Origin of the sequence: Leclercia sp. W17, from assembly GCF_003336325.1 — a bacterium.
Classification (GTDB): Bacteria; Pseudomonadota; Gammaproteobacteria; order Enterobacterales; family Enterobacteriaceae; genus Enterobacter.
In genome coordinates this window covers 2,247,029-2,260,411 of the sequence record NZ_CP031101.1, presented here as the reverse complement: position 1 = coordinate 2,260,411, position 13,383 = coordinate 2,247,029, and the positions used below count along the sequence as shown (strand labels likewise).

Annotated in this window: 11 protein-coding genes; 7 read left to right on the top strand and 4 right to left on the bottom strand. The window is 59.7% G+C overall.

From position 1 onward, the window contains the following. Positions 1-21 precede the first annotated feature (21 nt). Entirely contained in the window at positions 22-1,293 is a 1,272-nt protein-coding gene (locus DVA44_RS11080; protein WP_246843620.1) for an MFS transporter, read from the bottom strand. A gap of 9 nt (positions 1,294-1,302) precedes the next feature. Continuing rightward, complete coding sequence (cybB, locus tag DVA44_RS11075; RefSeq protein ID WP_114386802.1) at positions 1,303-1,830, bottom strand: cytochrome b561; 528 nt, start codon at positions 1,828-1,830, stop codon at positions 1,303-1,305. 184 nt (positions 1,831-2,014) lie between these two features. Here cybB and gap point away from each other — a divergent pair, with 184 nt between their 5' ends. Both gap and DVA44_RS11065 read left to right on the top strand, forming a co-directional pair. Next, a complete protein-coding gene (gap, locus tag DVA44_RS11070; protein WP_114386801.1) occupies positions 2,015-3,016 on the top strand; it encodes a type I glyceraldehyde-3-phosphate dehydrogenase in 1,002 nt (333 codons plus the stop codon). A 103-nt stretch (positions 3,017-3,119) separates the two neighbouring features. Further along, positions 3,120-4,046: an alpha/beta hydrolase gene (locus tag DVA44_RS11065; protein WP_114386800.1), complete on the top strand. Its 927-nt coding sequence runs from the start codon at positions 3,120-3,122 to the stop codon at positions 4,044-4,046. A gap of 103 nt (positions 4,047-4,149) precedes the next feature. On the opposite strand, the gene aldA is transcribed toward DVA44_RS11065, so the two are convergent. Together aldA and DVA44_RS11055 are read right to left on the bottom strand one after the other, a co-directional pair. After that, positions 4,150-5,589 carry an aldehyde dehydrogenase gene (gene aldA, locus DVA44_RS11060; RefSeq protein WP_114386798.1) on the bottom strand — a complete coding sequence of 480 codons (1,440 nt, stop codon included), beginning with the start codon at positions 5,587-5,589 and terminating at the stop codon, positions 4,150-4,152. A gap of 197 nt (positions 5,590-5,786) precedes the next feature. Continuing rightward, positions 5,787-6,590 (bottom strand): YdcF family protein, encoded by an 804-nt coding sequence (locus DVA44_RS11055; RefSeq protein ID WP_114386796.1) that lies wholly within the window; start codon positions 6,588-6,590, stop codon positions 5,787-5,789. A gap of 388 nt (positions 6,591-6,978) precedes the next feature. On the opposite strand from DVA44_RS11055, the gene DVA44_RS11050 reads away from it, so the two are divergent. The 5 genes from DVA44_RS11050 (at position 6,979) to DVA44_RS11030 (ending at position 13,360) form a co-directional block, all read left to right on the top strand. After that, positions 6,979-8,301 (top strand): MFS transporter, encoded by a 1,323-nt coding sequence (locus DVA44_RS11050; protein WP_103179779.1) that lies wholly within the window; start codon positions 6,979-6,981, stop codon positions 8,299-8,301. 152 nt (positions 8,302-8,453) lie between these two features. After that, positions 8,454-10,106: an MFS transporter gene (locus DVA44_RS11045; protein ID WP_168194474.1), complete on the top strand. Its 1,653-nt coding sequence runs from the start codon at positions 8,454-8,456 to the stop codon at positions 10,104-10,106. A 43-nt stretch (positions 10,107-10,149) separates the two neighbouring features. Then, the gene (locus DVA44_RS11040) at positions 10,150-11,229 is read left to right on the top strand and encodes an HlyD family secretion protein (protein WP_114386794.1); all 1,080 of its coding nucleotides are present in this window, start codon (positions 10,150-10,152) and stop codon (positions 11,227-11,229) included. After that, positions 11,226-12,605, top strand: coding sequence for an efflux transporter outer membrane subunit (locus tag DVA44_RS11035; protein ID WP_114386792.1), 1,380 nt, complete (start codon positions 11,226-11,228; stop codon positions 12,603-12,605). The genes DVA44_RS11040 and DVA44_RS11035 overlap by 4 nt, the downstream gene beginning before the upstream one ends. Before the next feature lie 95 nt (positions 12,606-12,700). Then, positions 12,701-13,360 (top strand): O-methyltransferase, encoded by a 660-nt coding sequence (locus DVA44_RS11030; protein ID WP_114386790.1) that lies wholly within the window; start codon positions 12,701-12,703, stop codon positions 13,358-13,360. Positions 13,361-13,383: the final 23 nt, after the last annotated feature.

The following is a 13,383-nucleotide window of genomic DNA, read 5'->3' as shown; positions in this document are numbered from 1 at the left end:
GGCCTTCCCCGCCGGGTTTTTTTATGCCGTACGCAGCGGCAGACCGGCGGTCTCTTTCGCCCGTAATACTGTCAGGAAGGTGATCAAGGCGGCCGCCATGACAAACAGCGCGGGTGAGAGCGGATTGCCGCTCTTTATAACCAGCCAGGTCGAAAACCACGGCGTGATGCCGCCAAAGAACGCCACCGCCAGGTTATAGGCGATGGCGATACTGCCAAAACGAATGCGGGTAGGAAACAGCTCCGCGATAGCCGCGCAACTGGCCCCGTCAAAGGCGGCAATGCAGATCCCCAGCAGCAGCATCGCCAGTAGCGCGTAGACGATATCGCCCTGCGCCATCAATCCCATGGCAGGCCAGCTCAGGAAGATAAACCCCACGCAACCCGCCAGCATCAGCGGCCTGCGGCCAAACCTGTCCGACAGATATCCCATAAAGGGCACCATCACCGCGACAGCCAGGAGCCCGAACGTGGTAATAATGTACGCCTGCGTCGTCTGAAAGCGCAGCTCCGTCGTCAGGTAGGCGGGAATAAAAGCCTGTAACATCCAGTGTCCCACCGCCTTGATCACCACAAAACCGATGCAGAAGCCCAGCGCGCGTCGCTCGGTGGTGACCGCCGTGTACAGCGGGGCGGCCTCCGTATTATTGCTTCTCTTTAAGGCCAGGAACTCGGGGGGGTCTTGAAGTTGGGTGCGCAGGTAGAGGCCAATCCAGCCCAGCGGCCCGGCGAGCAAAAACGGAATGCGCCAGCCCCACTCATTCATCACCGCCTCTCCCAGCACCGTGGTGAGCAGCAACACCAGGCCAGAGGCGGCAACAAAGGCCAGAAAGCCGAAGTTATCGATCCAGCAGGTAAAATAGCCCCGGCGATGGGCGGGGGCATACTCGGCCAGAAAGGTGGTGGCCCCTGCGCTTTCGCCCCCGGCGGCAAATCCCTGAATCAGCCGCACCAGCACCAGCAGCACCGTGGCGAGAAGCCCCACCTGCGAATAGGTGGGCAGCAGTCCGATCAGAAAGGTGGCGCCCGAGGTCAAAATGATCACGGTCGTCAGTACCTTGCGGCGTCCGATGCGATCCCCGAGGGAGCCAAACCACAGCCCGCCCAGCGGACGCATCACAAACCCGGCGCCAAACACCGCGAACGACGACAGTAAAGCCAGCGCCGGATCTTCAGCCTGGAAAAAATGCAGGCCAATAAACGCGGCCAGCGTGCCGTAAAGCCCGAAATCAAACCATTCGACAAAATGGCCGATGCCGGTAGCAAACAGCACTTTGCGCAGCTTACGGGACACAGGATCCCCTTAGCGTTTTTTCGGCATCATGCGCAGGAGGGTGTTGTCTTTCCAGTAGTAGTGGTGAAGCAGCGCGGCAAAGGCGTGGATCCCGATAACGAAATAGCCCAGCTTCGCCAGGGTGACGTGCCAGGCTTTCAGCGTGTCCACGAGGTCAAAATTGGACTCGGCAGCGTGCGGCATCCCCAGCCCGAACGCAAACCAGGTATTACCCCGGTTATACATCATCACCAACCCAATCAGCGGCAGGGCAATAAACAGCAGATAGATGGCGAGGTGCCCCAGATGGGATAAGCGGGTATACATCGGTTTTGGCTTAGGCACGATTGGCGGTGCGGGATACTTAAGACGCACCAGCAGACGCGCGACCATCAGCACCAGAACAGAGATCCCGCAGGAGACGTGGATCATGTTGATTAGCGGGCGGTCGCTGCGCGGGAAAAAGCCGCGAAACTCCATGGCACAGTAGGCCACGATCACCAGCAGAAAAACCAGCCAGTGGATCGTGATTTGCAGGCCGGTGTATTTATTGCGCATAGTCTTTCCTGAACAGAAGGCTAAAAAACGTAAAATAACCCAGCTTCAGCTAAAAATTCATTAATTATTGTCCCCTATTTTTCAAAAACTTCCGTGCAGATGAGCCATCTTCAATTGCCTCGCTGGGCTTCATGGTCTAATCCTGGATGAGTTCATCGTCCCGTACATCACACAGGAGAAGATCATGAGTAAAATTGGCATTAACGGTTTTGGTCGTATTGGCCGACTGGTTCTCCGTCGGTTGCTGGAAACGCAGGACAGTAATAGCGTGGTGGCGATTAATGATTTGACGTCGCCGAAAGTGCTGGCCTACCTGTTAAAACATGACTCTAACTATGGCCCCTTCCCCTGGAGCGTCGACTTCACAGAAGACTCGCTGATCGTCGACGGCAAGTCCATTTCGGTGTATGCCGAAAAAGAGGCGAAACACATTCCGTGGAAAGCCGCGGGCGTGGAGCTGGTGGTGGAGTGCACCGGGTTCTACACCTCGCAGGAGAAATCCCAGGCCCACCTGGACGCGGGCGCCAAAAAAGTGCTGATCTCCGCCCCAGCCGGTGAGATGAAAACCATCGTCTTTAACGTTAACGACGACACGATCGAGGCCAGCGACACCATTATCTCTGTCGCCTCCTGCACCACCAACTGCCTGGCCCCGCTGGCAAAAGTGCTGCAGGATTCCTTTGGCATCAAGGCGGGCACCATGACCACCATCCACGCCTATACCGGCACCCAGGCGCTGGTGGATGGGCCGCGCGGCAAGGATCTGCGCGCCTCTCGTGCCGCAGCAGAAAACATCATCCCGCACACCACCGGCGCGGCGAAGGCGATTGGGCTGGTGATCCCCGCCCTGAGCGGCAAGCTGAAGGGCCATGCCCAGCGCGTGCCGGTCAAAACCGGCTCCGTGACCGAGCTGGTCTCGATTCTGGAGAAAAAAGTGAGCGTCGATGAGATCCATCAGGCGCTGAAAAAGGCCACCGAGGGCAACGAATCCTTCGGCTATACCGACGAGGAGATTGTCTCGTCCGATGTGATCGGCACCCACTTTGGGTCGATATTCGATGCCACCCAGACGGAAGTCACCGAGGCGGGCGATGTCCAGCTGGTGAAAACCGTCGCCTGGTACGACAACGAATACGGCTTTGTCACCCAGCTGGTGCGAACCCTGGATAAGTTCGCTGCGCTGTAATTCCCCTGCGGACAGCCCAGCTGTCCGCAACCTGTGAAACTGTTCAGGTTTTCATTCCGTTAACCCTGCTATAACAAACGCTTTCCAGAGAGGGAGCGTTAACATGGAAGCACTCAGCCGCGAGACACTCGAACAGAATATGGCCCACGCCGTCAGCCGTTCGGTCACCTTTACCATTTGGCCCGATAATGAAGCCCCGGGCGCACGTACCAGCGATGCCGTCTTTACCCCGGAACCCCACCATACCGGTACCTCCCACTTTGATCGCGCCGTCACCGGCATCCGCGCCCCGGAGATAACCGTCTATGCCCCGAGCAAACCTAACGGGGTGGGCATCCTGGTGACGCCGGGCGGCTCATACCGCCGCGTGGTGCTGGATAAAGAGGGCAGCGCGCTGGCCTCCTTCTTTAATGCCCGCGGCTATACCCTGTTTGTGATGACCTACCGCATGCCGGGGGATGGTCATGAGGAGGGTGCCGACGCGCCGCTGGCGGACGTTCAGCGGGCGATGCGGGTGATTCGCGCCAGTGCCGGGGAGTGGAAGCTGGATCCGGCCCGTATTGGGATACTGGGCTTCTCGGCAGGCGGGCACGTGGCGGCGAGCCTCGGCACACGCCATGACGAAACGGTATACGCCCCGCTGGACGCCGTCGACGAGTACCCTGCCCGTCCGGCCTTTATGGCGCTGGTGTATCCGGTGATCACCATGCGTGACGAGCACCATCATTCGGGCTCGCGCCATGAGTTGATGGGCGACAACCCTGGCGAGGATTTGATCCATCGCTACTCGCTGGAAGAGCGCGTCACCCGCGACGCCCCGCCGACCTTCCTGCTGCATGCCGCCGACGACCCGGCGGTGAAGGTTGAGAACAGCCTGGCGATGTTCAGCGCCCTGCGCCGTGTTGGGGTGCCGGTTGAGATGCATCTGTTCGAGCGCGGGAAGCATGGATTTGGCATCCGCGATGCCCAGGGGCTGCCGGTGGCCCTCTGGCCGGAACTGATGATGAACTGGATTGCGACGAAGGTGTAAGCCTGGGGTGCCGGGTGGCGGCTTCGCCTTACCCGGCCTACGTGTATGATGCTGTTTGCCGGTTTTGTAGGCCGGGTAAGCGCAGCGCCACCCGGCGTGTTTATCACGACTGCAAATAGACTACCTGGGTCTGCAAATACTCGTGCAGGCCGTGTTTACCATCCGCTCCGCCGATCCCCGATTTACGCCAGCCCGCATGGAAGCCCTGCATCGCTTCAAAGTTCTCGCGGTTGATGTAGGTTTCGCCGAACTTCAGCCCTTTAATGGCCTTCATCGCCACGTTCAGATCCCGGGTATAAATCGAGGATGTCAGGCCATAGTCGCTGTCGTTGGCCATCTTCAGCGCCTCTTCTAAGGTGTCAAACACCACCACCGGCAGCACCGGCCCGAAGGTCTCTTCGTGCATGATGCTCATCTCCTGACGCACGTCCAGCAGCAGCGTCGGCGGATAGAAGTAGCCCTTGCCTTCCACCGCTTTGCCGCCCAGCACCACTTTCGCCCCCTGCTCTACCGCCAGCGCCACCTTCTGCTCAACACGCTCCAGCGCCGCGGCGTTGATCAGCGGGCCCATGGCGATGTCGTTACGCTCGGCCGGGTTGCCAAACTGCACCGCTTTCATCGCCTCGCCCAGACGGTTTGCAAAGCGGTCGTAGATGCCCTTCTGCACATAGACGCGCTCGGCGCAGTTACAGACCTGTCCGGTGTTGATCACCCGCGAGTCGACAATCGCCTTCACCGCCAGCTCAAGATCTGCGTCGTCCATCACGATAGCCGGGGCTTTACCGCCCAGCTCCAGGCATACTTTGGTGATGTTCTTCGCGGCGGCGGCCATGATTTTCTCACCTGCGGCCACGCTGCCGGTCATGCTGACCATCGCCACTTTCGGATTGCCCGCCAGCTCCTGGCCCACGGTTTCCCCGCGTCCCAGCACCAGGTTAAAGACCCCTTTCGGCAGGCCGATCTCGTCGACGATTTTGGCGAAGGCGATGGCGTTATTTGGGGTGAACTCGCTCGGCTTAATCACGATGGTGTTGCCGGTCACCAGCGCAGGTGCCAGCTTGCGGGCAATCAGGAAGAACGGGAAGTTCCACGGCAGGATACCAGTGGTGACGCCCAGGGCACGTTTGAACAGCAGAATGTTTTCGCCCGGACGATCGCTCTGGATAATTTCGCCCTCGTAGCGGCGGGCCCACTCCGCCATGTAGTCGAGATAGTCGGCGGTGAAGGAGACCTCAACCTCCGCGAGCTGCTGGATCTTGCCGCCTTCGGCCACAATCAGGGCGCTAATTTCACTGGCGCGCTCGCGAATGCCTGCCGCGATTTTACGTAGCCAACCTGCGCGCTGGATGGCAGGCAGTGCCTCCCAGGCCTCCTGGGCGCGTTCGGCGGCGTCAATCGCCTTGCGGGCATCTTCGGCGCTGCCGTCGGGAATACGGGAAATGACCTCTTCGGTGGCTGGATTGATGACATCAATCCAGGCATCACCCTGCCAGGCTACAAACTGTCCATCGATATACATAGGATGTTGTACGGGTACTGTCATGACTCGCTCCTGTAATTACACTGTTTTTAACAAGTAAAATTATTGTTAAAAACTACAGTTCCCGATCCGCAATCCCAGCCTATCGCGCTGTTTTTGTGAGATATCTCATAAAAGAAACGGGTCAGCAGGCGTAAATCATTTCATCCCGACAACATCAGGTTGCCCGTTTGCGATGAGTTTCACGCAAACGGGCAAGGTTACAGCAGGGAGCGGCTCGCCAGCGCCTCGGTGAGAACGGCGTCATGACGCAGGATCTGCCAGGCCGCCTCCACCTCGGCCGGAATATCCACATGCATGATAAAATCGCGCCCAAGCGGACCGTAGCCATTGATGTCATCCCGCAGGCGCGGCAGCTCGCCCAGCACCAGCGACAGATAGCGCTCGACGGGCCACAGCCCCTCGCCGCCGCCGCGGAACACCAGGCCCTCATCACTGTTTTGCAGCTGCGGCACAATGCCAGGATGGCTGGTCCACGACGGGGCATCTGGCTTATCGCGCCAGACGCGGGCAAAGGTCGCCATGGTCCGCCGCTGCATGGTCGGGTCTTGGACCACTATCCCGCGCGTCACCCTTAGCTGATGATGGAGGATCGTCGCGGCGCTGAAGCGGGCATTTTCACCGCAGTTGGTGGATTGATCTTCCACCAGCAGACGCGCCGGCGGAATATGCCAGAACTCCCGGGCGATCTCCGCCAGAATGGCGGCCTCGGCTTTGCCGGTGGTGCGCACCTTGTTATAACGCGGATGCTGCGCGATGGCGGCGTATAAGAAGGTGGTGGAATGGCCTATCCCGCCGCTGATCAGCAGCGGCACGGCAAGCTCCGACGCCAGACGGCAGGCTGCGTCGATGGAGGGGATCACCGCATTACCGGCCAGCACCACCAGATCCGGCTGTAGCGCGGGCGGATTGTAAGGCAGATTGTCTTCAGCGAGCCAGGCCCCGACGGTATTGACCGCGGCCAGCGTTTTATCCGGCAGAGACGGGAAGATTGTGAGACTCATCGTTACCTCCTTCCAGCAAGTAAGTTAAGGGTAACGCGCGGGCCGTCGGTTAACAGAGGATCCCTCTGAAAGCGAAATCGGCAGTTACCTTATAAGAATAGTCATTAAACTGAAATAACCAGAAACGTCCAAAAATCAGGCGGTTGCACCTGCATTATATGCTGTAACTTAGGCCATTAAAAAAATTAAGCGCCAGAAATATCGCCATTAAAAGCAGTGATTGCTGCTTATTTCAGCGTGATCTGACCAGTTTTCACCTCGCCCTGCTTGCCAAAAGTAACAGCTCTCCCTAAGTTGCTTAACAATTCGACAACCTTTTACTTTCTGGGTTGCACCCGAAGCGCGCCGGGTGTCACCCGCTTCATCATCCACTGGGCGGGATCACGGTATGACACAACAACACGAAAGCAGTACCGCAGTTTTACGCAAAAATAAAAAGGTGCTGGTCGCCAGCCTCACCGGCAGCGCCATTGAATGGTTTGATTATTTTCTTTACGGCACAGCCGCGGCGCTGGTGTTCAACAAGATCTTCTTCCCGATGGTCGACCCGGTCATCGGCCTGATTTTGTCCTATCTCTCGTTCTCGTTAACTTTCTTTATCCGCCCCATCGGTGGCGTGATATTCGCCCACATCGGGGATCGTATCGGGCGTAAAAAAACGCTGGTGTTAACCCTGTCGTTGATGGGGGGTGCAACCGTGATGATTGGGCTGTTACCTACCTATGAGCAGATTGGCCTCTGGGCCCCGGCCCTGCTGATCCTGATGCGCATTATTCAGGGAATGGGAATTGGCGGCGAATGGGGCGGCGCCCTGCTGCTGGCCTATGAGTACGCGCCGGAGAAGCGTAAAGGTTTCTTCGGCAGTATTCCGCAGGCGGGGGTGACCATCGGCATGCTGATGGCGACCTTTATCGTCTCGCTGATGACGCTATTCAGCGAAGAGGATTTCCTCTCCTGGGGCTGGCGTATTCCGTTCCTGCTGAGTTCGGTGCTGGTGCTGCTCGGCCTGTGGATCCGTAAGGATATCGACGAAACGCCGGAGTTTAAAAAGGTGAAATCCTCCGGCAAGGTGGCCAAAGCCCCGCTGCGCGATACGCTGAAATACCACTGGCGCGAAGTGCTGATCGCCGCCGGGCTGAAAGTGGTTGAGACCGCGCCCTTCTACATCTTCTCCACCTTTGTGGTCAGCTACGCCACCACCACGCTCAGCTATCAGAAATCGCAGGCGCTGGAGGCCGTGACCCTCGGGGCGCTGGTCGCCACCATCATGATCCCGCTGATGGGGTTGCTGTCGGATAAGGTCGGTCGCCAGCGAATGTATGCCGTCAGCGTCTTTGTCCTCGGCCTGTTTATCGTGCCGTGGTTTATGCTGCTCAACACCGGCACCACCTGGGGCATCGTGCTGGCTACCGTCATCGCTTTCGGCGTGCTGTGGGCACCGGTCACCGCGGTACTCGGCACCCTCTGTTCAGAAATTTTCACCGCCAACGTGCGCTACACCGGCATCACCCTCGGCTATCAGTTGGGCGCAGCCCTGGCGGGCGGCACCGCGCCGCTGATTGCCACCGGCCTGCTGGCGAAATATAACGGCGACTGGGTGCCGGTGGCCTGGTATCTGGCGGTCACGGTGACCATCTCCCTGATTGCGATCTTCTGTGCCAGCCGGGTTAAACGCGCCCCGGTCATCAACGCACAAACCCACGAACTCTGATCCCCGGGCGGCCAGCACTTGCTGGCCGCTGTCATACTTACCGCTCACATTTGATTAACCCGCTATTATCATATTCACTTGAAACAGACTTTGCGTCAGACGTAGAATCATTAGCCCACTAACTATCATCAATGCGACAGGTAATAAACGCTATGCGACTGCCCCAACGCGACCCTTATGCTCCTCGCGAGTGGCAGCCTCACGAAAAGCCAATGCTGTTAGGCTCCCCCTCCACTCCGATCCACAGCACGCCCAAACGGGTAGCTTACGGTGTGGTAGGACTGCTGGTATGCCTTACCGGCGCGCTGGGCAATGCCATGGTTTCGGCCAACCTGCAAAATCTGCAGGGCACCTTTGCCGCCTGGTCCACCGAGATCGCCTGGCTGCCCGCAGTGTACGTAATGACCAACGTGTCGATTAACCTGCTGCTGGTGAAGTTTCGCCAGCAGTTTGGCCTGCGCGCCTTCACCGAAGGGTTTCTGGTGCTCTATGTGCTGGTGACCTTCTTTCACCTCTTCGTCAACGATCTCAGCTCGGCTCTGATGGTGCGCGCCGCCCACGGTATGGTGGCCGCGGCGCTCAGCTCGCTCGGGATCTACTATCAGATCCAGGCCTGGCCGGCAAAACATCGCCTGAAGGCTCTGACTATCGGCATCACCGGTTCGTCGCTGGCGATCCCCATTGCGCGGCTCTTCTCCACTGAACTGCTGCAACTGGACGAGTGGCGCGGGCTCTATCTCTTTGAGCTGGGTCTGGCGCTGATCTCGCTGGGCTGCGTCATCGCCCTCAAGCTGCCCCCGGGGGATCGGCGCAAGGTGTTCGAGAAGAAAGATTTCATCACCTTTATCCTGCTGGCTCCGGGGATGGCGCTGCTCTGCGCGGTGCTCTCCCTTGGGCGGCTGGAGTGGTGGTTTGAAACGCCGTGGATCGGCTGGGCGCTGGCAGGTTCGCTGGTGCTGATTGTCTCAGCTATTGTCTTTGAGCATAACCGCAGCAACCCGCTGCTGAATACCCGCTGGCTCTCCAGCGGCAGCATCCTGCGCCTGGGGCTGATTATGCTGCTGATCCGCATCGTGCTGGCGGAGCAGAACACCGGGGTGATCGGCTGGTTGCAGTATGTCGGGTTGCAGAACGAGCAGATGACCCACCTGGCCTGGGCGATTTTTGCCGGCATCCTCTGCGGCATCGCCGCCAGCTGCCTGACCATCAAACCGACAAAGCTCGCCTGGCCGATTGTCACCTCGCTGGTGCTGATGATTATCGCCTCGCTGCTCGACAGCCAGTCCAGCAGCCTCACCCGCCCGGATCAGCTAATGCTGAGCCAGTTCCTGCTTGGCTTCGGCAGCGCCTTCTTCCTTGCCCCGGCGATGCTGGCCGGGATTGGCGGGGTGATTGCCGATCCGCGAAACCTGGTCAGTTTTTCGGTGCTGTTCGGCATGAGCCAGAACATCGGCGGGCTGTTGGGTTCCGCCATTCTCGGCACCTTTCAGACCTGGCGTGAGAAGTACCACTCCAGCCTGCTGGCGGAACAGCTCACCAGCCTTAATCCGCTGGTGAACGAGCGCCTGCAGATCTACAGCCAGATGTACCGGAGCCTGATTGGCGACAGCGCCCTGCTGAGCACCCAGTCGGCGTTGCAACTACAGAACGCCAGCACGCTGCAGGCAAATATTCTCGCTTACAACGATACTTATCTTCTGACGGCTGGCATTGCCACCGCCACGCTGGTCTGGATCTTATGGCGCTTGTTGCGCCTGCGTATCACTGCCCGTCTGGCGCTGAGAAAGGCCACCGGCAGTAAATAATGGTTTATACAATAATGATGATTGTGCGTTCCCAGGAGTGGTTATGAGTCAGCAGGATGCCGCTAAAGAGCAGGCCAGTACCCGTAATAATCTGCGCGTGGTGTCAGTGTTCGCCGCTGCCGCCATCGGCATCGTTGGCGTGTTGGTGATCCTCTACGCCTGGCAGTTACCGCCGTTTACCCGCCATACCCAGTTTACCGATAACGCCTACGTGCGCGGCCAGACCACCTTTATCAGCCCGCAGGTGAACGGCTACATCACCGAGGTCAGGGTGCAGGATTTTGAGCAGGTAAAGAAAGGCGACCTGCTGCTGCAGATTGACGATCGTATCTACCGCCAGCGGGTACACCAGGCTGAAGCCCAGCTGGCGATGAAAATAGCCGCGCTGAACAACAACCTGCAACAGCGTAAAAGCGCCGAAGCGGTGATCCAGCGTAACGAGGCGGCACTGAAAAACGCCCGCGCGCAGAGCCAGAAAACCCAGGCTGACCTCAAGCGCGTAAAAGATCTCACCGCCGATGGCTCGCTGTCGATCCGTGAGCGGGATGCGGCGCTGGCGAGTGCCGCCCAGGGCAGCGCCAACATCGACCAGGCAAAAGCCACGCTGGAGATGTCGCGCCAGGATCTGCAAACCGCCATCGTTAACCGCGCCGCGCTGGAGGCTGACGTCGAAAACGCGAAGGCGGCCCTCGAGCTGGCGCAGATCGACCTGCAAAACACCCGCATCGTGGCGCCGCGCGACGGTCAGCTCGGGCAGATTGCCGTCCGCCTGGGCGCCTATGTGACCGCCGGAACCCACCTCACGACCCTGGTGCCGCCGCAGCACTGGGTGATCGCCAATATCAAAGAGACCCAACTGGCGAACCTGCGCGTCGGCCAGCCGGTGAAATTCACCGTCGACGCCCTGAACGACAAAGCCTATGAGGGCCGGGTGCAGAGCATCTCCCCCGCCACCGGGGTGGAGTTCAGCGCCATTACGCCGGATAACGCCACGGGCAACTTCGTCAAGATCGCCCAGCGTATTCCGGTACGCATTGAGGTGCTGGGTAAGGCAGAAGACGCCGCGCGGCTGCGCCCGGGCATGTCGGTGCAGGTGACTATTGATACCCGGGAGGCAGAATGAACCGCCGCCCGCTTGTTGCCCTGATGGTGGCCGCCGTGCTGAGCGGCTGTCAGTCGGTGGATGTTGAGCCAGCGAAGCCAACGCTACAAATCCCCGCCCAGTGGCGCGCCGCTACCGGCCCCACCAGCCCGGCGGAACAGGTGTGGTGGCGCAATTTTCACGACAGCCAGCTCAACGCTTACGTTGACCAGGCCCTGCGCAACAACAGTGATGTGCTGATTGCCCGGGAGCGAATCAACGAGTATCAGGCCCGGGTCTACGCCAGCGAAGGCAGTCTGTTTCCGACCCTGGATGCCGATCTGAATGCGGGTCGCGCCCGTTCCCAGTCGGCGGCGACCGGTTTGCCCACCTACGGGGCGCTCTACAAAGGCAGCCTGACTGCCAGCTATGACGTGGACATCTGGGGGGCGAACCGCCGCACCACCGACGCCGCCCGGGCGAGCCTCGAGGCGCAAAAAGCCGCCGCCGCCGCGGCAGATCTGACGGTGGCCTCCTCGGTGGCCTCGGGTTACGTCACCCTGCTGGCGCTGGATGAGCAGCTTAAGGTCACGCAGTCGACCCTGAAAGCGCGGGAAGAGGCCTTTAATCTGGCACAGCGGCAGTATCAGACCGGCTACAGTTCGCGCCTGGAGCTGATGCAGTCCGACTCCGAGCTGCGCTCGACGCGGGCGCAGATCCCGCAGGTGCAGAACCAGATTGCCCGTCAGGAGAATGCGCTCAGCCTGCTGCTGGGCAGCAACCCGGGGAGTATCGCCCGCAGCGCGGATTTCGATGCCCTGACGCCGCTGCGTATCCCGTCGCAGCTCCCTTCGTCGCTGCTCAATCGTCGCCCGGATATTGTGCAGGCGGAACGCCAGCTTATTGCCGCCGATGCCTCGCTTGCGGCCTCGCGCGCCAGCCTGCTGCCGTCGATCAACCTGACCGCGAGCGGATCGATCCAAGATCGTACCCTGCCCGGCCTGCTGGACAACCCGCTGGAGCTGTGGAGCATCGGCGGCAGTATTCTGGCCCCGCTGCTGAACCGTCAGGCGCTGAATGCCCAGGTGGATATCGGCCAGTCGCAGCGCAACCAGGCGCTCTATAGCTATGAAAAAACCGTGCGTAACGCCTTTAAAGAGGTGAACGACAGCCTGGATGCCATCGCCCGCTATGGCGAGCAGCTGACCGAACTGGTGGCGCAGCAGGCGGTCGCCCAGGAGACGCTGCGGATCGCCCAGAACCGCTATCGCAACGGCTATTCATCCTATCTGGACGTGCTGGACGCCCAGCGCACGCTGTTCTCGGTGCAGACCAGCGTGGTGCAGGCGAAAAATAACCTGCTGCTGGCGCAGATCGATCTGTATAAGGCGCTGGGCGGCGGCTGGTCGGCATCGTAAACGCCGGGCGGCGCTACGCTTGCCCGGCCTACAGGTTTCGTAGGCCCGTGCAAGCGTAGCGCCGCCGGGCAATATACGCACTAAGGAGTCAATCTATGCAACAGCTGTGGTCTGACGTAGATAATTACATGATTTCCGAGCTTATTCCTCAGGATGAGGTGCTGCAAAAGGTCCTTGATAATAACCAGCGCGCTGGGTTACCGGCGTACGACGTCGCCGCCAATCAGGGGCAGTTACTGGCGCTGTTTGTCCGCATGACCCAGGCGAGGCGCATTCTGGAGATTGGCACCCTCGGGGCTTACAGCAGTATCTGGATGGCGCGCGCCCTGCCGCCGGACGGGAAGCTGATCACCCTCGAGGCCGACCCGGTTCACGCTAAGGTCGCACGGCAGAACATTCATCTGGCGGGACTGGAGCAGCGTATTGAGCTTATCGAAGGCCCGGCTCTGCTCTCCCTTGAGCGCTTCGATACTATCCCGCCCTTCGATCTGATCTTTATTGATGCCGATAAACCCAATAACCCGGGCTATCTGGAGTGGGCGCTGCACTACTCCCGGCCGGGAACGGTGATTATCGGCGATAACGTGGTGCGGGACGGAGAAGTAGTTAACGGCCAAAGCGATGACGCCCGGGTGCATGGCGTGCGGCGGTTTATCGAGATGATCGGCGATAACCCGCGCCTGACCGCCACCGCGTTACAGACGGTGGGTGTGAAGGGATGGGATGGGTTTACGCTGGCGATGGTGAACGGGTAAACACCGCTTACCGGCCCTGCGGG

Coding starts and splice junctions, on each gene's coding strand:
- DVA44_RS11050 (WP_103179779.1), top strand. CDS start 6,979: ATGACACAACAACACGAAAGCAGTACCGCAGTTTTACGCAAAAATAAA.
- DVA44_RS11055 (WP_114386796.1), bottom strand. CDS start 6,590: ATGAGTCTCACAATCTTCCCGTCTCTGCCGGATAAAACGCTGGCCGCG.
- aldA (WP_114386798.1), bottom strand. CDS start 5,589: ATGACAGTACCCGTACAACATCCTATGTATATCGATGGACAGTTTGTA.
- DVA44_RS11040 (WP_114386794.1), top strand. CDS start 10,150: ATGAGTCAGCAGGATGCCGCTAAAGAGCAGGCCAGTACCCGTAATAAT.
- gap (WP_114386801.1), top strand. CDS start 2,015: ATGAGTAAAATTGGCATTAACGGTTTTGGTCGTATTGGCCGACTGGTT.
- DVA44_RS11035 (WP_114386792.1), top strand. CDS start 11,226: ATGAACCGCCGCCCGCTTGTTGCCCTGATGGTGGCCGCCGTGCTGAGC.
- DVA44_RS11045 (WP_168194474.1), top strand. CDS start 8,454: ATGCGACTGCCCCAACGCGACCCTTATGCTCCTCGCGAGTGGCAGCCT.
- cybB (WP_114386802.1), bottom strand. CDS start 1,830: ATGCGCAATAAATACACCGGCCTGCAAATCACGATCCACTGGCTGGTT.
- DVA44_RS11065 (WP_114386800.1), top strand. CDS start 3,120: ATGGAAGCACTCAGCCGCGAGACACTCGAACAGAATATGGCCCACGCC.
- DVA44_RS11030 (WP_114386790.1), top strand. CDS start 12,701: ATGCAACAGCTGTGGTCTGACGTAGATAATTACATGATTTCCGAGCTT.